The sequence below is a fragment of the Kitasatospora sp. NPDC048722 genome (assembly GCF_040650235.1).
GTDB lineage: Bacteria > Actinomycetota > Actinomycetes > Streptomycetales > Streptomycetaceae > Kitasatospora.
In genome coordinates this window covers 1-18,219 of record NZ_JBEZGX010000050.1, presented here as the reverse complement: position 1 = coordinate 18,219, position 18,219 = coordinate 1, and the positions used below count along the sequence as shown (strand labels likewise).

At 74.4% G+C, this 18,219-nt stretch carries 19 protein-coding genes and 1 pseudogene; 6 read left to right on the top strand and 14 right to left on the bottom strand.

Annotated elements, in window-relative coordinates; all coding sequences use genetic code 11:
• Window positions 1–62: 62 nt before the first annotated feature.
• The 3 genes from AB0C76_RS30490 to AB0C76_RS30480 form a co-directional block, all read right to left on the bottom strand.
• Complete coding sequence (locus AB0C76_RS30490) at window positions 63–1,424, bottom strand: HAMP domain-containing sensor histidine kinase (RefSeq protein WP_359971757.1); 1,362 nt, start codon at window positions 1,422–1,424, stop codon at window positions 63–65.
• On the bottom strand, window positions 1,421–2,107 hold the full coding sequence (locus AB0C76_RS30485; RefSeq protein WP_359971755.1) for a response regulator transcription factor: 687 nt from the start codon (window positions 2,105–2,107) through the stop codon (window positions 1,421–1,423). The genes AB0C76_RS30490 and AB0C76_RS30485 overlap by 4 nt, the downstream gene beginning before the upstream one ends.
• Window positions 2,108–2,185: 78 nt before the next feature.
• Window positions 2,186–2,905 (bottom strand): hypothetical protein, encoded by a 720-nt coding sequence (locus AB0C76_RS30480; protein WP_359971754.1) that lies wholly within the window; start codon window positions 2,903–2,905, stop codon window positions 2,186–2,188.
• A 170-nt stretch (window positions 2,906–3,075) separates the two neighbouring features.
• Between AB0C76_RS30480 and AB0C76_RS30475 the strand changes: the two are divergent.
• Window positions 3,076–3,252 (top strand): annotated as a pseudogene (locus AB0C76_RS30475) (tetratricopeptide repeat protein); the annotation flags it as partial.
• 160 nt (window positions 3,253–3,412) lie between these two features.
• A complete protein-coding gene (locus AB0C76_RS30470; RefSeq protein WP_359971752.1) occupies window positions 3,413–3,955 on the top strand; it encodes a HEAT repeat domain-containing protein in 543 nt (180 codons plus the stop codon).
• A gap of 13 nt (window positions 3,956–3,968) precedes the next feature.
• Here AB0C76_RS30470 and AB0C76_RS30465 read toward each other — a convergent pair whose 3' ends face one another.
• The 5 genes from AB0C76_RS30465 to AB0C76_RS30445 all read right to left on the bottom strand — a co-directional run bounded on the left by AB0C76_RS30465 (window position 3,969) and on the right by AB0C76_RS30445 (window position 8,232).
• Window positions 3,969–5,276: a cation:proton antiporter gene (locus AB0C76_RS30465; protein ID WP_359971750.1), complete on the bottom strand. Its 1,308-nt coding sequence runs from the start codon at window positions 5,274–5,276 to the stop codon at window positions 3,969–3,971.
• A gap of 210 nt (window positions 5,277–5,486) precedes the next feature.
• Window positions 5,487–6,254, bottom strand: coding sequence for an IclR family transcriptional regulator C-terminal domain-containing protein (locus AB0C76_RS30460; protein ID WP_359971748.1), 768 nt, complete (start codon window positions 6,252–6,254; stop codon window positions 5,487–5,489).
• A gap of 135 nt (window positions 6,255–6,389) precedes the next feature.
• On the bottom strand, window positions 6,390–6,722 hold the full coding sequence (locus AB0C76_RS30455) for a putative quinol monooxygenase (RefSeq protein WP_359971747.1): 333 nt from the start codon (window positions 6,720–6,722) through the stop codon (window positions 6,390–6,392).
• Window positions 6,723–6,857: 135 nt separating this feature from the next.
• Window positions 6,858–7,727 (bottom strand): NAD(P)-dependent oxidoreductase, encoded by an 870-nt coding sequence (locus AB0C76_RS30450; protein ID WP_359971841.1) that lies wholly within the window; start codon window positions 7,725–7,727, stop codon window positions 6,858–6,860.
• Between the two features lie 319 nt (window positions 7,728–8,046).
• Window positions 8,047–8,232, bottom strand: a complete 186-nt coding sequence (locus AB0C76_RS30445; protein ID WP_359971745.1) for a hypothetical protein — start codon at window positions 8,230–8,232, stop codon at window positions 8,047–8,049.
• 467 nt (window positions 8,233–8,699) lie between these two features.
• Here AB0C76_RS30445 and AB0C76_RS30440 point away from each other — a divergent pair, with 467 nt between their 5' ends.
• Both AB0C76_RS30440 and AB0C76_RS30435 read left to right on the top strand, forming a co-directional pair.
• Entirely contained in the window at window positions 8,700–9,338 is a 639-nt protein-coding gene (locus AB0C76_RS30440) for a DUF4360 domain-containing protein (RefSeq protein ID WP_359971743.1), read from the top strand.
• A 533-nt stretch (window positions 9,339–9,871) separates the two neighbouring features.
• Window positions 9,872–10,522: a hypothetical protein gene (locus tag AB0C76_RS30435; RefSeq protein WP_359971741.1), complete on the top strand. Its 651-nt coding sequence runs from the start codon at window positions 9,872–9,874 to the stop codon at window positions 10,520–10,522.
• Window positions 10,523–10,606: 84 nt separating this feature from the next.
• On the opposite strand, the gene AB0C76_RS30430 is transcribed toward AB0C76_RS30435, so the two are convergent.
• The 3 genes from AB0C76_RS30430 to AB0C76_RS30420 form a co-directional block, all read right to left on the bottom strand.
• The gene (locus AB0C76_RS30430; protein WP_359971739.1) at window positions 10,607–10,789 is read right to left on the bottom strand and encodes a hypothetical protein; all 183 of its coding nucleotides are present in this window, start codon (window positions 10,787–10,789) and stop codon (window positions 10,607–10,609) included.
• 284 nt (window positions 10,790–11,073) lie between these two features.
• The gene (locus AB0C76_RS30425; protein ID WP_359971737.1) at window positions 11,074–12,276 is read right to left on the bottom strand and encodes an MAB_1171c family putative transporter; all 1,203 of its coding nucleotides are present in this window, start codon (window positions 12,274–12,276) and stop codon (window positions 11,074–11,076) included.
• Between the two features lie 195 nt (window positions 12,277–12,471).
• Entirely contained in the window at window positions 12,472–13,932 is a 1,461-nt protein-coding gene (locus AB0C76_RS30420; RefSeq protein ID WP_359971735.1) for a serine/threonine-protein kinase, read from the bottom strand.
• A 383-nt stretch (window positions 13,933–14,315) separates the two neighbouring features.
• On the opposite strand from AB0C76_RS30420, the gene AB0C76_RS30415 reads away from it, so the two are divergent.
• Window positions 14,316–15,413 (top strand): peptidoglycan-binding protein, encoded by a 1,098-nt coding sequence (locus AB0C76_RS30415; protein ID WP_359971733.1) that lies wholly within the window; start codon window positions 14,316–14,318, stop codon window positions 15,411–15,413.
• A 54-nt stretch (window positions 15,414–15,467) separates the two neighbouring features.
• Here AB0C76_RS30415 and AB0C76_RS30410 read toward each other — a convergent pair whose 3' ends face one another.
• The gene (locus tag AB0C76_RS30410; protein WP_359971731.1) at window positions 15,468–15,770 is read right to left on the bottom strand and encodes a helix-turn-helix domain-containing protein; all 303 of its coding nucleotides are present in this window, start codon (window positions 15,768–15,770) and stop codon (window positions 15,468–15,470) included.
• 68 nt (window positions 15,771–15,838) lie between these two features.
• Here AB0C76_RS30410 and AB0C76_RS30405 point away from each other — a divergent pair, with 68 nt between their 5' ends.
• A complete protein-coding gene (locus AB0C76_RS30405) occupies window positions 15,839–16,210 on the top strand; it encodes a VOC family protein (protein WP_359971730.1) in 372 nt (123 codons plus the stop codon).
• Between the two features lie 15 nt (window positions 16,211–16,225).
• Here the strand turns inward: AB0C76_RS30405 and AB0C76_RS30400 are convergent, their stop codons facing one another.
• On the bottom strand, window positions 16,226–16,846 hold the full coding sequence (locus tag AB0C76_RS30400; protein ID WP_359971728.1) for an L-threonylcarbamoyladenylate synthase: 621 nt from the start codon (window positions 16,844–16,846) through the stop codon (window positions 16,226–16,228).
• 42 nt (window positions 16,847–16,888) lie between these two features.
• A complete protein-coding gene (locus AB0C76_RS30395) occupies window positions 16,889–18,094 on the bottom strand; it encodes an NAD(P)/FAD-dependent oxidoreductase (RefSeq protein WP_359971726.1) in 1,206 nt (401 codons plus the stop codon).
• Window positions 18,095–18,219: the final 125 nt, after the last annotated feature.

Below are 18,219 nucleotides of genomic sequence, written 5' to 3'. Positions count from 1 at the left end.
GCAGGTGCGTGGGACCTCCTCACAACCCGTTCAGGACCGGTAAAGATCACCTCCGGCGAAGATCACGATGACGTCCGGTCGGCGTCCCGCCGAAGCGGGAGGTCGAGGACGACGGTGAGCCCGCCGCCCGCCGTGTCCTCCAGCCGGATGCCCCCGCCGTTGGCGGTGATCAGCCGGTGGACGATGGCGAGGCCCAGCCCGGTGCCGCGGGCCTTGGCGTTGCCGAAGCGGCGGAAGGCCTGGTCCCGCGCCTCGGGGGTCATGCCGGGGCCGTCGTCGACGACCCGCAGCCGGACGCCGTCCGGACCCCGGGTGCGGTCGACGGTGACCGTGCCGCCCTCGGGGATGGCGTCGAGGGCGTTGGCCAGCAGGTTGTCCAGGACCTGCTCCAGGTGGTCGGGCCCCAGCGACACGACCGGCCCGCCACCCGCGCCCCGGAACGTCAGCCGGATCCCCTTCTCCTGCGCGACCGGCTCCCAGGCCGCCACCCGGTCCGCCGCGACCTCGTCGACCCGCACCGCCACCGGCTTCGGCACGGTCTGTTCCGCGCGCGCGACCGCGAGCAGTCCGTCGACGAGCCGCGAGAGCCGGCCCACCTCGTCCTGGGCGGAGACCAGCAGCTCCGGCGCGCTGTCCGGACCGGCGGTGGCCAGGAGGTCGAGCCGCAGCCGCAGGGCGGCGAGCGGGGTGCGCAACTGGTGCGAGACGTCGGCGACGACGGCCTGGTGGCCGTGGATCAGCGCCTCCGTCCGGGCGGCCATGGTGTTGAACGTGGCGGCGAGGCGGCGGACCTCCGGCGGGCCGCCGGTGACGTCGGCACGCTCGCCCAGCCGGCCCTCGCCGAGGTGCCGGGCGGCGGTGTCGAGGGTGGTCAGCGGGCGTCCGACCCACCGGGCGAGGCGCACCGACAGGAGGGCGGAGGCTGCGACGCCGGCGGCGGCGACCAGGCCGATCCAGGCCCAGGCGACGGTGATCCGGTCGTCCAGCGGGTCGGTGGAGCGGGAGAGGACGACGGCGCCGGTCGGCTGCCGGAAGGAGCCGACGGGCTCGGCGGCGAGCAGCCGCCCGTGCGCCTCGCGCGGCGCGGGCTCCTGCCCCTTCAGCGCCAGGCCCGCCAGCTGCGCGGCCGGACCGGCCTGCACCGGGCACGGGGTCGCGCCGATCGGCTGCCCGTGCGCGTCGAGGACGGCCGCGCAGTCCCCGGCCTTCGCCGCCTCGGCGAGGTCCGTGACCATCCCGGCCGCCGACTCGTGGTCCGACAGGTGCTCCTCCGCCGAGGCGGCGATCACCCGGGCGGCGGCCTGCGTCTCGTCCCGGAAGGCGAGGCGTTCGCGTTCGGTGATGGACAGGCCGAGCGGTACCGCCGCCGCGGCCACCAGCACGACGGAGAGCACCAGCAGCGCGAGTACGATCCGGCGGGTCACGGCGTCTCCGCGACCTCACCGAGACGGAAGCCCCGCCCGTACGCGGTCTCGATCAGGCCCGGCACGGCGAGCTTGCGGCGCAGCGCGGCCACGTGGACGTCGACGACCTTGGTCGGGCCGTACCAGTGGGCGTCCCAGGCGCTCTCCAGGATCTCCTGGCGGGTCACCACCCGGCCCGGGTCGGTGGCCAGGCACGCGAGGATGTCGAACTCCTTGGGCGTCAGGGCGACCTCCTGCCCGTGCACCGTCACCCGGCGGGTGCGCCGGTCGACGGCGAGCGGCCCGTGGCGGACGGGCTCCTGCTCGGACGGTCGGGTGCGGCGCAGCACGGCGCGCAGTCGGGCCAGCAGCTCGGCGAGGCCGAAGGGCTTCACCAGGTAGTCGTCGGCGCCCTCGTCCAGGGCGAGGACGCGGTCCGCCTCCTCGCCGCGCGCCGTGACCGCGATGACCGCCGCGTCCGATCGCTGCCGGATCCGCCGGCACACCTCGACGCCGTCCAGGTCAGGCAGGCCGAGGTCGAGCAGGAAGACGTCGGGGGTGGGGGCCGTCAGGGCCGCGCGGCCCGTGTCGACGCTCTCCGCGCGGTAGCCGGCCTGCCGCAGGCCCCGTACGAGGGAATCCGCGATCACCGGGTCGTCCTCCACCACCAGCACCCGCAGGGAGCCGGTTTCCGCCGCACTCATCTCGTTCCGATCGTCTCCGTGGCCCGCGGCGGCCCGTTCCGCCGCCCACCGCCATACTGCCTGGTGCGCGGCGGACGCTCAGAACCCCGGCCGGGGCGTGCCGGTCCCGTCGGCGCCCGGCACGCGGTGGTGTCCGCCGTGCGGGCGGGCGACGTGCTGCGGCTGCTCACCGTTCCACTGACCGGCCAGCGCCGGGCCGTACAGGGCCAGCGCCGTACCGGCGGCCAGCCCGAGCGCCACCACCGACCACCGCCGGGCGGCCCCGCGCACCGGGGCGGCCGCGCGCCGGGCGGCCCGCCGCTGCGGCAGGTCCGCGCCGATCAGCCGGGGCAGCCGCCAGACGTACGCGAGGACGTGCACGCCCGTGACGGCCGCCCAGCACCAGAAGCACGCCTTGTGCAGGAAGAGCACCGGCAGCCCGAAGGCGTCCCGCCCGCCCAGCGCCAGCGTGCAGCCGGTGGCCAGGACGGCGGCGGTGAGGAGCACGACCAGCGGGGCCAGCAGCCGCAGCGGTGTGGCCGGTGGCCCCTGGCGCCGGTAGGCGGGCGAGCCGGCGTAGTAGCGCACGAAGCGGTACCCGGTGACGGCCACCTTGACCGCGACCGGCCCGATCAGCGCGAGCCCGATGACGAAGTGCCAGGTGAGCAGTTGGTCGAGGAAGAGGATCGTCACGCCCTGGGCGGCGAAGAGCAGCAGGAGCAGCGCCCCGACGAGGGCGGTGAGCCGCCTGTTCCCCTCCGGCCCCGAGTCCGTGACCGCGATCCCGTCCGACGTGTCCTTGCCACCTGTTCCGGACACCCGCCCGCCCCTTCGCCCGATTCACCGTCCGCCACCGTCCGCTGGCGGACCGACAACGGGCAGCAGTCTGCCGGAGCACTTCCTAAGAACCGGTGAAGCCCCCTCACCGCGGACTGGAGCAGGCCAGGGGGAGGGGGAGGTCGACGAACGACGGGCGAGTCGCCGGTGGCATGGCCCTCTGCCGGGAAGTCCTCATCGACCAGGCACGCGTACTGGGTGGTGACCACCCCATCACCTTCTTCACGCGCAGCGACCTCGCGGCCGCGTATCTCGAAGTGGGCCGCATCGTCGATGCCGTCACCCTGTTGGAAGAGCTTCTCGCCGACGAGGAAAGCGTCCTGGGCCCGGATCACCCCCAGACGGTCGTCACCCGTGGGATCCTCGCTGCCGTCTCTTCGGAGGGCGGGCACGGGTGTGACGTCGAGTGCCTGCCGACCGGACAGGCCCGCCCCGAGCGGCCCCGAAAACCCTTTGCCCGTACGGGCGGTGCGGACGGAAGCTGGTGCCATGCTGGGATTCGTCCGGACCGACGACGACGCCCTGGTCGCCAGCCTGGGCGATCCGCAGCGCGCGGTGCCCGCCTACCGGGAGCTGCTGCGGCGCGGCGCCGGGTCGCGCGACGCGATACGGGCGGGGCTCTCGCACGCCGACGCGGCGGTGCGGGAGGGGTGTTGCCGCCTCCTGGACCACATGGTCGACGTCGAGTCGATGGGGCAGCTCATCGCGATGGCCGACGATCCGGACGCCTCGGTCAGGATCGCCGCGTTCCACGCGCTCGCGTGCGACCGCTGCAAGGGGGACGTCTGCGCGCCGGGCGCGGACCGGGTTCTGGAGCCCGGGCTGCGGCACCTGGCGTCCGATCCGGATCCGCGGGCGCGGGCCATGGCGGCCGAGCTGGTCGGCAGGTTCGTCCATGACGACGCCCGCGCCGCCGAGGCGCTGCGGGCGTCGCACGAACGGGACCCGAGCCCGGCCGTGCGGAAGAAGGCGGGCTGGTACGTGCCGGGTGGGCCGATCCACGAGCGGACCCGCCGGGCGGGCGCCCGGTAGGAGCCACCTCGCGTCACGCGCCCCGGGCCTCCTCGGCGGTCGTGCCCACGAGCGGCCGGGACAGGCTGTCGGCCGTGCCCGGTGGCCGGTTCAAGCGGCGGACCAGCGGGTTGACGGGGAGCGTCGCCGCCAGGGCGGTCATCAGGAGGACGGTGAAGAGCCGGTCGCCGATGATGCCGAGGTCGCGGCCGAGCGTCAGGATGAGGACCTCGCTGAGTCCCTTGGTGTTCACGAGGACGGCCAGCGTCGTGGCCTCGCCGCGCGGGACCCCGGTGAGCCGTGCGCCGAGCCGCGCGCCGGCGTACTTGCCGCCCCACGAGACGGCGAGGAGGACGGCGACGGCGAGCAGGCCGCGCGGGCCGAGGCCGGTGAGGTCGACGGACAGACCGGTCAGTGCGAAGAAGACCGGCACGAGGAGTGCGCCCGCGTGCCGCATCGGGAGCTCGACGGCGTGGCGCAGCTCCTCGGCGGCGTCGCGCGGCATGGCGAGGCCGAAGGCGAAGGCGCCGATGACGGCGTGGACGCCGAGGCGGGACGTGACCCAGGCGGAGAGCAGGAGCCCGCTGCCGGCGATCAGCGGCGCGAGGAACGGGTGACCGCCGGCGCCGACGGGCAGGCGGAGCAGCCGGCGAAGCAGCGGGCGGACGACGAACGCCATCGCGAGGGCGTAGCAGGCGACTTGGCCGAGCGTGAGCAGGACGTTCCCGGAGCCGGACGATCCGGGACCACGGGCGGCTGCTGTCAGGCAGACGACGGCGCACCACGCCGTGATCTCGGTGAGCGCCCCGCACGCGGTGGCCATGGCGCCCGTGCCGGTGGCCTGGAGCCGGTTCTCGCCCACGATGCGGGCCATGACCGACAGGGCGCTCGCGGAGAGGGCGATGCCGAGGAACGCGGCGAACAGCCACGGTGAGGCGGCGGCGCCGAGCAGCCACGGGAAGTGGGCGGCGACAACGGCCGCCAGCGCGAGGGCGAGCGCGAACGGGAGGAGGACGGACGCGGCGGTGATGGTGAGCACCGCCCTGACCCGACCGCTCAGCAGCTGCAGGTCGAGCTCCCAGCCGGCGGCGAACATGAAGAGGACGATGCCGAGTTGGGCGACGACCGACAGGTGCGTGCGCACGTCCGGCGGGACGAGCGCGTCGGTCAGGTGGCCGGGGAGGAGCCCGAGCACGCTGGGCCCGAGGATGACGCCGACCGCGATCTCGCCGACGACGACGGGCTGGCGCAGCCGGGTGCGCAGCGGAGTGAGGAGGAGCCCGATCAACAGGACGGCCGCGATGTCGGCCAGCACGGTCGCGGACGGGGAGGATCCTTCCAAGGTCGAGCGCCTTTCCTGTCCTGGTGCGGGACCTGGCGTCAAGGGCCGTTGGGGCGTGTGCGGCCCCTGCATTATGCGGAAGGAGCGGTGCGTCGACGTCGCAACTCGTGCGTGTCGGGGGCGCTTCGGAGCGCCCGCGTGCCCGGGGCCCTGAGTCGCGCGCCCGGGCGCGCGGCTCTTTGGGTCGGTTCGCCCGGCCGACGGGACCCGTCAGATCGGCCGGGCCGGCGACGCCTCGCGGGCGGCCTGCTTGACGGCGGCGATCAGCTGGTGGCGGCGGGTGCGCAGGTCCGCGGGACGGACGGCGAGGGAGACGCTCCCGATCACGGCGCCGTCCGTGCCGAGGACGGGGGCCGCCAGGCAGGCGAGGCCCGAACGGGCCTCCTCGACGTCCAGGGCGACGCCGGTGCGGCGGATCCGCCGGAGCTCCTCGCCGAGGCGCTCGGCGGAGGCGATGGTGTTGGGGGTGAACCGGCGCAGGCCGGGCTGTTCGACGTAGCGGCGGCGCGCGGCGGCGCCGGCGGCGGCCAGCGCGATCTTGCCGTGCGCGTAGGCGTGCGAGCGCGGGTCGACGCCGACGGCGAGGTCGGCCTGCTCGTCGCCGACGGCCGCGACGGTGCGGACGTCCGCGATGACCAGGCCGTCGCCCTGGTAGGCCACGTAGTTGGCGCAGGCGCGGGTGGCGTGCCGCATCCGGGCGAGGACGCCGTCGATCCCGTCGATCCCGTCGGTCAGGCCCATCTGCCGCTGGAACGCGCGGTGCAGCGCGGAGACCTGGTAGCCGAGGGTGTAGCCGCCGCCGGTGCGTACCAGGTAGCCGCGGTCGGTGAGCGGGGCGAGGAGGGTGTAGACCGTCGAGAGGGCGCAGCCGAGGCTGCGGGCGAGGGCCTTGGCGGAGACCGGCGCGGTCGCCCCGGCGACGAGTTCCAGTACCTCCAGGGTGCGGTCCGCGGCGCGCGGTCCGGTCTGACCGGCCATGGGGTGCTGCTCCTCGTGCTCGTCCTCCGTGATCACTCCAGTGTGCCGGTGATCGGATCGGTCCGATCACCGGCCCCCTCGGTCGGAGCCTTCCGGCTCCCCGGTCTCCAGGCCTCGGGCCTCGGACCCCGGACCTCAGGCCTCGCTGGGCGAGAGTTCGCCCATGAGGTCCCAGCCCTCGCGGTCGGGGAGGTCGACGCTGATGATCTTCGGCCGGGCGGCGATCGCGTGGGACAGCTTCTCCATGGCCGCCCGGAAGTGCGCGGACTCGACGTGGGCCCGGCTCGCCTCGCCGTCGCGGAAGCCCTCCACGAGGACGTACTCGTCGGGGTCCGCCACGCTGCGGGACCACTCGTAGAAGAGGTTGCCCGGCTCGGCGCGGGTGGCCTCGGTGAAGTCGTGGACGATGTCCAGCCACTGCGCGCTGTGCTCGGGGCGGACGGGGAACTTCACGGTGATGAAGATCATGGGAGGCCTCTCGGATCCGGGCGGTCGGTGGGTGAGTGCCTCCACACCGTGGCCGACCGCCCGGCGCCGCGTGAAACGCGTGCCGCCGCGATTCCGGGCGGGCCGGAAAACGAGCGAGGTCGGCGTCCCGGGCCGCTAGGAGCCCGCCCGCGGGCCGCCCAGCCGCTCGAAGGACGTCCGCCACGACCCCTCCGCCGGCCGCCAGCCGTACCCGGTCCGCGCGAGCCCGCCGTCCGCGCCGCGCGCCCAGCGGGGACGCTCGGCGGTCGGCTCGGGTGCGGTCACGCCGAGCGCGTGGGCGAGGACAGGGACCCACGTGTGCGCCGGGGCCGGCTCGTCGTCCACGACGTTGACCGTGCCGCTCGGCCAGTACAGCGCCGCGACCGCCGCCCGGGCGGCGTCCGTGACGTGCAGGAACGACGTGACGGCGCCGTCGGCGGCGAGCTCGCCGCGGCGCAGCCGCTGCTCCATCAGGCCGCCCGGCTCGTACCAGGTGCCGGGCCCGTGCAGCATGCCGTACCGCAGGATGACGGCCTCCGACAGCTCGGCCGCCGCGAGCTCCAGCGCGAGGACGCCGTCGACGGTCGTGGCGCGCGGTTCGGGCGCGCCGGTGTCCAGGGCCTCCGTCTCGTCGGCCGGCTCATCGCCCGGGCCGTACGCCCAGCAGATCGACTGGGCGACGATCCGCGGCACCCGGGCCCGGCGGGCGGCGTCCACCAGGCTGCGGGTGCCCTCGCGGCGGATCCGGGCGTTCTCGGCCGGGCTGCCGCCCGCGAGGGCCGTGAGCTGGTGGACGATCGCGTCCGGCGCCGCCGCGGCGACGGCCTCCGCCGTGGCCCCGTGGTCGAGGACGTCCAGCCGGACCGCCTCGGCCCCTTGTTCGCGCAGCCACGTGACGCCGCCCTCGGACCGGGAGGCGGCCGTGACGCGATGCCCCGCCCGGTGCAGGAGCGGCAGGAGCTGCCGCCCGACGGTACCGGTCGCACCGGCGAGGAAGACGTGCATGGGGTCCACCCTTTCCCTCCCGTTCGGTGCCGGGCCGTTCCGTGCGGACCCTCGATCACCGATCGCTCGTACGATCAAGCTAAGAGCTGAATGGACCGGATCCCCAGACCAATCCAGCGGCGAAGTAGTGGGCCAATCGGCATGCCGACGGGCATGGACTCGATGCCGTGCCGCCGGCGCCTCCCTGAGCCCCGCGCTCAGCGGGTGAGGAGCCCAGCGGCCAGTGCTCAGCGCGCCAGCAGCTGCCGCAGTTGGTCGACGACGAACTGCGGCTCCTCCTCCAGCACCCGGTGGTCGGCGTTCGGCGCCACGGCGGTGGTCACGTGCGGTCCCAGGCCTGGAGGGTTTCCGGCCACCCGTGCAGCAGCACGAGCGCGGGGCCGTGCCCGGCGATCGCGTCGTGGATCCGCAGGCCGTCGCTGACCGCGTAGCCGTCCTTGAAGCCCGGCAGGCCGCCGGACGGGGTGGCGGCGGCCTCGGCGGCGCCACCGGCGGCGCCGAACATCGTGGTCGCGGCGAGCGCGGCGGCGGCCGCGGCGACCGGCCAGCCCGCTGACGCCTCGTCAATCCGCTGGTGAACGGCATGACTTCCCCCGGAGCGAGCGGTCAGGTGATCGTCTTCGCTTGGGGCGCATCGTAGGGCGGCACGTCGACGTCCCGGCCGCGCGGCTGGGGGGAGCTGTGCGCCGCCCGACGGCCGCCCGGTCGGCGGCGCCGCCGGTCAGGACGCACCCGGTGCTCCCCGTGGGGGTGTCCGGCCGGCGCCCGTCCGGTTCTTCGACTTGGCTCGAATCGGTCGCCTCCGCTGGCGTGATCCACTCGTCCGGAGCCGGCCTGCGGCGCCACTCCGTCATGTTCACCCCCTGTACGCGGGCGGGCACCCTGTGGTGACATGTTCGCGTCAAAGCCGGGGTGGGGCCCGGGTCGACCGCACCCGCCCCGGACCCGTGGACGAACGAAAGGGGAAAGCCCATGCTGCTCCGCGTGCTGGCCGCGACGGGTGTCGTGGCAACGCTCTTCGGCTCACCGGCGTCCGGTGGCGACTCGCTCCCGACACCGCCCGACCGGATCGTCATCGACGTCGCGACGGTCAACGGCTCCGGCTGTCCGGTCGGGACGGCCGCCGTCGCGGTCTCGCCGGACAACACCGCCTTCACCGTCACCTACAGCCAGTACCTTGCCCAGGTCGGCGTCGGATCGAAGCCCACCGACTTCCGGAAGAACTGTCAGCTCGACCTCCGCGTGCACGTCCCGCAGGGCTTCACCTACGCGATCGCCTCCACCGACTACCGCGGCTACGCCCACCTGGAGAACGGGGCGACCGGCATCCAGCGGGCCGGCTACTACTTCCAGGGCGACCCGCAGACCGCCTACGGGACCCACCGCTTCAACGGCCCGCGTGACGACAACTGGCAGGCGACCGACACCGTCGACGTCGCCGCCCTGGTCTGGGCCCCCTGCGGGGAGGAGCGCAACTTCAACATCAACACCGAACTCCGGGTGGCGGCGGGCACGTCGGACCCGAGCACCACCACGAGCTTCATGACGATGGACTCGACCGACGGCAGCATCAACACCGTCTACCACCTCGCCTGGAAGACGTGCCCCTGATCCGGTGAGGCGCAGGGTGGTCGGAACGCCGCCACGCTCCGACCACCGTGCGCGCGAGGCCGATCAGCAGGAGATCGTCACGGAGAACGGGCGGTCGTCGTCGGCGCCCGGGGGAGTGGCGGTGCGGATGAACGGCGTGTCGGAGGAGGCGAGGCCGAGCAGGACGGAGGAGTCGCCGGGGCCGGGGTCGCCGAACCGCCCAGGGTGTCGAGGGAGCCGGTCAGGGCCCCGAATTCGGCTCCTTCGGGGCGGGCGTCGGCCTGGAGTCCTCGCGCGGGGCCCAGAACGCGGTGTTCCGTGCCTACCGGTACGCCCCGGAGGAGATTCCCTGGCTCTGAGCGGTCCTCAAGGCCTCGGGGCCCGCGGGTTGTTGCCGCCGCGGGCCCCGGCGGCCGGCTGACGCGTTCCCGTCTGTCGGCTGTCGGTTCCTGCCCGTAGGGTGAGCCTCCGTTCCGCGCGATCGGTGCGGACGACCGGAAGCAGAACCCGAACGGAGTGGTGTGGATATGAAGAACCGTCGGTTATGGACGCGCGTGCTGTCGGCGTTCGCGCTCGTCGCGGCGGTCATCGTGGGCAGCACGATGAGCGGCGCGACGAGTGCCGAGGCCAAGCCTGCGTGGGGCTGGGGCAACGGCCGCTGGGCCTGTTCCGGTGCACCGGTGCCGGCCGGCTGGGTCATCACGGGCTACGACAGCAAGGGCTGCAACTTCGCGGGCTCCTGGTACCAGCAGCCGGTCTCGGACGGGATCTGGACGTGTTCCGGCTCCCCGGTCGTCCCCGGCTACGTGATCATCGCGCACGACCAGCGCGGCTGCAACGGGATCGGCTCCTGGCGGCACGGCCTCGTCCACGACGGGATCTGGACGTGTTCCGGTTCCCCGGTGGTCCAGGGGTACGTCATCACGGACCACCAGCAGAGCGGTTGCGGCGGGATCGGTGCGTGGCGGCACAACGTGGCGCGCGACGGGATCTGGACGTGTTCCGGTTCCCCGGTGGTCCAGGGTTACGTCATCACCGACCACCAGCAGGCCGGCTGCGGCGGCATCGGCGCCTGGCGGCACAACACCGCGCGCGTCGGGCTGTGGACCTGCCCGGGGTCGCCGGTCCCGGCCGGTTTCCGGTCGGCGAGCTACCAGGCCTCCGGTTGCAACGGTCTCGGTGCCTGGGTGCTGGTGAAGGCCTGACGGCCCAGCCGTAATCCGTGAGCCGTCGGCCCGGTGTCCTCCCCTGTGAGGACACCGGGCCGACGGTCGTTCTTCGCGCGAGCCCTACCGCGGGCTGCTGTTGATGATCACTATCCCGAGCAGGATCCCGAAGGCGAGGTTCGCGATCTCCAGCCAGCCGAAGATCTTGGCGCGCCTGGCGTACTTCTCGCGCTGGTACGGGTCGACGGCGGTCCTGGCGCGGTTGCGATTGGTGACCCACAGTGCGATGAAGATGATGTCGAGCAAGACGAACTCCTCCAGGCCGATGGGATGTCGACGATCAGCCGAGGTGGGCGAGGGCCTTCCCGGCGAGTACGGGGTTCGGGATGTCGGCGCTCGTGGAGAGCGACGCGACGTCGTGCCGCGGTTCCACCGCGGTGGAGCCCTTGCGGATGACCACGAGCTCCGTGGAGAGGATCAGGGGACCGGCGCCCGCACCGAGGGGCGACCCCCGGCCCGGCGGGGGCCCGTCCAGGATGGCGGGGCACCGGAAGGGTGTCAACTGAGATGAATGCCAAGGGCGCGCAAATTTAGGGCAGTTGATGATGCGCCGGTTCGCCGCCGGGGAGCCCCCGGCGCACCTGTGCCACCACCGCCGAGCGCGCGAACGCCCGCGACACCGTGACCAGCCAGGCCGTCTCGGCGGCGAGGTCGGCCGCGACCTCGCGCGGCGCGTAGCCCGTCCCGTCCACGGACGGACGGTGTCCGGCGGCCGCCGACTGCAGCGCGGACGCGAGGACGGCCGCCTCCACGACGGCCGCGTCCCCCGCGCTCGCCGCGGCCGCCCACCCGGGCACCCGCGGATCGGCGTGCGACCGCAGCGTGAGCTGGCCGTCGCGGATCTCGATGACGCGCCGGTAGAGCGCGAACTCCGGGTTCCGCAGCGGCCCGCCGAGGCCCAGCACCCCGGCCTCGGCGGTGAGCGAGATCTCCGGCACCGCCGAGTGCAGCGCCGACCACAGCGGTTCGAGCCGCCGGTGGTCCCGCCAGGCCCGCACCCGCCGCGCCGAGCGGGTCAGGAAGGCCGCCCACACCGCGAGCGTCATGCCACCGATGCCGAAGAGCAGCGTGCCCAGCGCGACCGGGGCCGAGAAGGCGTCCTCCTCGATGTCCTGGCGGCCGGTCGTCAGCGTCTGCCACAGCGGCACCGCGCTCAGCGCCGACCAGACGAACCCGCACGCGGTCCCGGCGACGATCAGCCGAAGCCCGGTCCTCGGCAGCCCGGGGGAGACCTCCCCGGCGGACCGCAGGACCGCCAGCCCGAACACCGCGACGCACCAGCAGCCGTGCACCGTGAACAGCGTGTTGACCAGCGTCAGCGGCAGCCGCCCGCCCGGACCGGCGACCAGCAGGGCGCCCTCCGGCCGGGCCCCGCCCGCCACGTACGCGACCGCGCTCACCGCCATGACGACCGCCGAGCCCACCGCCTGGCGCCGTACGGCGGCCGGACCCGACGCGGCCGGCCGCACCGCGTACCCGAGCAGGGCGATCGCGCACTCCGCGCCGAGCTTCAGCTCGTTGCCGAGCAGCGGCACGTACCGCGCGACGGCCTCCCACGGCACGGCGGCCCGGGTGGCCGGGGCGAGTACGGCGATGGCCGTGCCGATGCCGAGGACGAACGCCAGCAGCCGGCGCTCGCCGGGGCGACGGCACAGGCCGCGGGTCAGGACCAGCCGTGCGACGGCCGCCAGCAGGGCCAGGGCGCAGACCAGGTAGTCGACGGTGCTGCTCACGGTGCCGTCCGGTCGGGATCGTCGGGATGGGGAGGTGGTGCGAGACCGAAGACGGTGTCGAAGCCCGTGCCGCTTGCCGCCGTGGACATCGTCCCCCTGCCCGCTCTCCCCACCCGACGGGACTGCCCGGACGCCGATGATAGTGGCGGACTTCCAGGGCTTCCAGGCCACTTGACGGGTGGGGAGGAGCAGGCGTCAGACGGCCGCGAGGGTGGTCCGGCGAGCCCCGCGGACGTCCTGCCAGGCGAAGTAGGCGAGGTTGAGCACCGCCGCCGCGTGGAGCAGCCACCAGCCGGGGCCGAAGGAGAGCGTGATGTACGGCACCAGCGAGGGCGCCACGGGGACGAAGTCGGTGGCCCGCAGCGTCAGATCGGTGGTGAGGAGGCGTATGACGAACGCCGCGAGGCTGCCGTAGCCGATGATCCGGACGGCGAGGTGCCGACGGCGGGGCACGAGGGCGGTGCAGACGAGGGCGATGACGCCGAGCAGCAGCCAGGGCCAGGCCATGAGGATGCCGTAGCGGGTGTCGGGGAATCCGGGGAGGAACAGGAACCCGAGCGCCTTGCCGAGTGATTCGTCGACCGTCAGGTCATGGCCGGCGGCGGTCCTGCCGACGATGGTGGCGCCGATCAAGGGCAGCGCGCCGACGTACAGGGCCAGGACGCCGAGGGGCGCGAGCAGGAACGTCGGGCTCCTTCGCCGTGCCGGGGCCGGAGACAGCGGCGGTACGGGCGGCACGGACGTCGTGGCCGGTGTGGTGAAGGGAGCGGTCGGCGGCGCCGTGGGCGGAGCGGGCGGCTGCTGCAGGAACGCCGTGACCATGGCGGCGGCCTGCGCGCCGGTGAGGCGGTCGTCCGGGGCCTTCGCGAGCAGGCCGTTGATCAGCGGGGCCAGCGGACCGGCCAGTGCCATCGGCGGCGCCGTCTCGAACAGGAGCGCCGCGAGTGTGGCGGCCGGGGTGTCGCGGCGGAACGGCATCCGCCCCTCGACGGCCTGGTAGAGCGTCGCGCCGAGGGAGAACAGGTCGCCGGCCGCGGCGGCCGGGCTGCCGTGGGCGCGTTCGGGCGCGAGGTAGTCGACCGAGCCGATGAACATGCCCGAGGCGGTGAGCGCGGTCTGGTCCTGCTGTACGGCGATCCCGAAGTCGGCCAGCAGGACGCCGCCGTCGTCGGCCAGCATGATGTTCGCGGGCTTCACGTCGCGGTGGACGATGCCCGCCTCGTGCGCGGCGGCGAGCGCGGCGAGGACGGCCTGCGCGACCCGGGCCGCCTCCGTCGCCGGGAGCGGTCCGTCCCGGACGATCCGGTCCTCCAGGGACCGGCCGACGATCAGCTGCATGACCGTCCACGGGAGACCGCCGTCCACCACGACGTCGTGGACCCCGACGACGTTCGGGTGGTCGCGCAGCCGGGCCGCGTGCCGCGCCTCCCGCTGGGCGCGGACCAGGCGCTCGTCGTGCTCCCCGGCCGAGGCGGCGGGCGGCAGCTGGACCTCCTTGACGGCGACGTCCACGCCCAGCACCTCGTCGTGGGCCTGCCACACGCTGCCGAACCCGCCCGCCCCGAGGCGCCGCACGAGCCGGTAGCGCCCGCCGACCAGCCGCCCCTCCCGCGTCGTCCGGTCGCCACCGCCGACGCCGTTCCCGCTCTCCGACACCGTCTCCCCGTTCCCGTGCACGCGGTCCGCCGCAGGGTCCGGGACCGGCGATGGTGCCGGACCCGCGCTGCGGCGGCGGGCCGTCGGACCGGCCCGGGCCACGATCATCCCAGCCGGGCGCCGGCCGGGGCCCCCGGGGGTCCGGATGGTCCGGACGGGCCGCGGTGTCTCCAATCGGCGGCCGGCCGGAGCACCAAAGTCCCGGTCAAAGGTGTGGGACGGGTGGGACGGACACGACCGGGCCTTGCGCCGCCGCGGTCGCCCGGCAGACTGACGGGACCGGCGGCAGCGGGTCGATCCCCGCCACCGGTTCCCGGTTGACGAATCATCAGAGACTCGCACCGGAGATCCACGAGATCCTCAGACACCAGGAGCACCCACCTGTGCGTACCCTCCTCCCCACCCGCCGCCGGTTATCGCTGGGCCTCGCCCTGGCCGCCGCGCTGACCGGTCTCGGTGCGTCCACCGCCTCCGCCGCGCCCGCGGCCGCCGCGCCGAGCCCGATAGCCCTGACCTCCTCCGCCTGCCCGGCGGACATCCAGCAGGGCGAGTCCGACGGCTGCGTCACCCAGCTCCAACTGGAGCTCGACCTCACCGGCGCCACGATCGCCGCGGACGGCCGGTTCGGGGCGGCCACCCTGAACGCCGTCCGCGCCTTCCAGGCCGCGCACGCGCTGGCGGCCGACGGCATCGTCGGCCCCGCCACCAAGGCGGCGCTCGACGCCGCGGCCGCGGCGGCCTCCGGCACCGTCGACCTGCGCACCCAGTGCGGCGACCTGCGGACCGGCGCGAGCGGGCCGTGCGTCAGCACCCTGCAGACGATGCTGAACAAGCTCGGCGCCCGGCTCACCGTGGACGGGCAGTTCGGGCCGGCCACCGACACGGCGGTGCGCGACTTCCAGGCCTTCCACGGCCTGGCCATCGACGGAGTCGTCGGCCAGGGCACGAAGGCCGCCCTCTACAGCGGCGACGCCGGCTCCACCGGCACCCCGCCGCCGCCCGGCACCCCCGTAGACCCGGCCAGGGTCCTCGCCGCGGCCAAGGCGTTCCTGGGCGTCCCGTACGTGTGGGGCGGCGGCCACTCGCTGCGCGGCGAGGGCCCCGGCCCGTCGCTGGGCACGTGCGACGGCTACACCGGCTCGATCCAGCCCTGCCCGGCCGACACGACGGCGGGCCTGGACTGTTCTGGCCTGGTCCGCGCGACCTACTGGTTCGGCGCGGGCTTCGACCTGGCCAACGGCGGCGACACGGACCAGCAGACGCTGGACCGCCACCTCACGCCGATCACCGAGTCCCAGCGCCGGCCGGGCGACCTGGAGTACTTCGGCACGGACGCGCACACCACCACGCACGTCGTGCTCTACGCGGGCACCGACCCCGCCACCGGCGCGGACATGATGTACGAGGCCAAGGAGACGGGTACGGACGTCCACTACGTCGGCCTGCGCACCGGCGGCTTCTGGTACCACGTCACGGCCTGACGGCCGGGGCGTCACGCGGGCGGCGGCTGCGGCCGTCGCCCGCGCCGCGCCGCGTCAGCCGCGGCCGTCGAGCACCGCGTCCAGGAGGCGCGGGAAGCGCGCGTCGACCTCGTCCTTCCGGAGCGTCACGAGCCGGGTCTTGCCGCTGGTGCGGACGCTGATGACCCCGGCCTCGCGGAGGATGCGCCAGTGGTTCGACAGCGTCGAGCGCGGGACGTCGAGTCCCTCGGGACCGCACGTGGTCTCGCCCTCGGCGGCCAGTCGCCCGATCAGCTCCAGCCGGACCGGGTCGCCGAGGGCGTGCAGCACGGCGGCGAGGTCGAGGTCCTCGGGGTGGGGCTGGGGCAGGGTCCGCATGGGGGTTCCTCTCGGCGGCGGTGGCGGTCTAGTATGACGGCTCGATTCGATAGTTCGAGAATGTCGAAATGACCCACTGGGGGACCGCCGTGAAGGCACTGACCACGCTCGCCCGCCTGTACGTCGACGACGTGGACCGGGCCCTGCCGGCCCTGCACGCTCTGACCGGTGAGGAGGTGGGCCTCCGCTTCCCGTACGCCGGGGTGGAGGTGGCCCGAATCGCGGGCTTCCTGCTCGTCGCGGGCACCGACGAGGCGCTCGCGCCCTTCCGGGACACCCAGACCACCGTGCTCGTCGACACCCTGGACGACCTGGCCGAGTTCCTCGCCGCCCACGGCGGCGAGGTGCTCTCCGGCCCGAACGAGGTCCCGACCGGCCGCAACGCCACCGTCCGGCACCCCGGCGGCGTCGTCATCGAGTACGTGGAGTTCGCCTCCTGACGCCGCGGGCGGCCGTCACTCGAAGCGGCTCGGGTCCCCGGCCCCCCGGCGGACGATCTCCGGCTCGCCGCCCGAGAAGTCGACGACCGTCGTCGGCTCCGTGCCGCAGTCGCCCGAGTCGACCACGGCGTCCAGCACGTGGTCGAGGCGCTCCTTGATCTCCCACCCCTGCGTCATCGGCTCGTCCTCGCCGGGCAGGACCAGCGTGCTGGAGACCAGGGGCTCGCCGAGTTCGGCGAGCAGCGCCCGGGTGACGGCGTGGTCGGGGATCCGGACGCCCACCGTCTTCTTCTTCGGGTGCAGGAGGCGTCGGGGCACCTCCTTGGTGGCCGGGAGGATGAAGGTGTAGCCGCCCGGCGTCGCGGCCTTGACGGCGCGGAAGACGTTGTTGTCGAGCTGCACGAACTGCCCCAGCTGCGCGAAGTCCTCGCACATCAGGGTGAAGTGGTGCCGCTCGTCGAGGCGCCGGATCGTCCGGATGCGTTCGAGGCCGTCGCGGTTGTCCAGCCGGCAGCCCAGGGCGAAGCAGGAGTCGGTCGGGTACGCGATGAGGGCTCCGGAGCGGAGGCTGTCGGCCACGCTGCTGATGGTGCGCGGCTGGGGGGACTCTGGGTGGACGTCGAAGTACTTGGCCATTGGGCGACCCTAAGGGATGCCGGCCGCTGATCGCCGCAGGTCTCAGCGGGACGGGGTGAAGTCCGGGAGGCGTTCGAGGCTCTCGGCGACGGCGGCGAAGCCGTACGCGAGCATCTCGCGCTCGTACGCCTCGACGGCCTCGCGCAGCCCGGTCCCGCTCCGGTGGGCGGCCGTGAGGGTGCGGCAGAGGAGGGCGGCGTCACGGAGGGCGGTGTTGGCGCCCTGGCCCGCGCTCGGGGGCATGGTGTGGATCGCGTCGCCGAGGAGGGTGACCGGGCCGGTGCCCCAGTGCGGGACGGGCTCGGTGTACCGGAGCGTCAGCGGCGCGCTGTTGACGACGTCGGACCGGCGGACGAGCTCGACGAGGTCGGGGTGCCAGCCGTCGAGGAGAGGCAGCAGCCGGTCGCGGACGGTCGCCCAGTCGGCGCCGGGGCCGGTCGGTTGCCCGGGGAGGGTGACCACCCAGCGCAGGTAGCTGTCGGTGTCGGGGAGTTCGACCTCGGGGGCGAGCTCGGCCGCCGCGAGCCTCGGCGGGCGGCGGAACTCCATCCGGCCGAGCAGCATCGTCAGCCCGGGGCCCTGCACGAGGGTGCCGAAGTCCGGGACGAGGGCGGCGAAGCGCTCGGTGAGCGGGGTGCGCCCGAGGAGCGAGTTGCCCGGGACGTCGACCACCCGGGCGTCGGGGAGCAGTCGGCGGCGCACGGCCGATCCGACGCCGTCGGCGCCGACGAGCAGGTCGGCCACCGTGCCGGCGCCGTCGGAGAGGTGGACCTCGACGGTGCCGTCCGGCAGCTCGGCGTAACCGGTCACGGCCCTGGCGAACTCGACGCGGTCGCCCAGCCCGGCGAGGAGGATCTCCCGCAGGACGCGCCGGTCGGCCGCGGCGCCGCCGTCGGTCGGGTCGAGCCGGCGGAGCTCGGTGAGGTGCTGGTCGACCACGCGCGGCCGGCCGGCGAGCGGCCCGGTCACGGCGTCGAGCAGCCGGTACAGCCGGGGAGGCAGGCAGGCGCGCAGCGCGCCGAGCCCGTGTTCGTTCAGGGCGATCCGGAAGCCCTGGTAGCGGCTGTCCGCGGCGGGCTCGCGCTCGTACACCCGCACGTCGATCCCGGCGCGGACCAGCCCCTGCGCCAGGCACAGCCCGCCGATTCCGGCCCCGGCCACGATCACCTTCATGCTGCGCTCCTCACGTTCCGTCATGAGCACCAGCATCGTGCCGGGGCGGACGGGGGCGGCAGAGCGTTCGATCACGGACTGTCGATGACATCCGTCACAGGGCCGCCTCCCGCAGCCGGTGGGCCGCGTGTTCGGGGCTGACGTCGTTGACGAAGGCGTCCATGCCGGATTCGACGCCGGCCAGGTACTTGAGCTTGTCG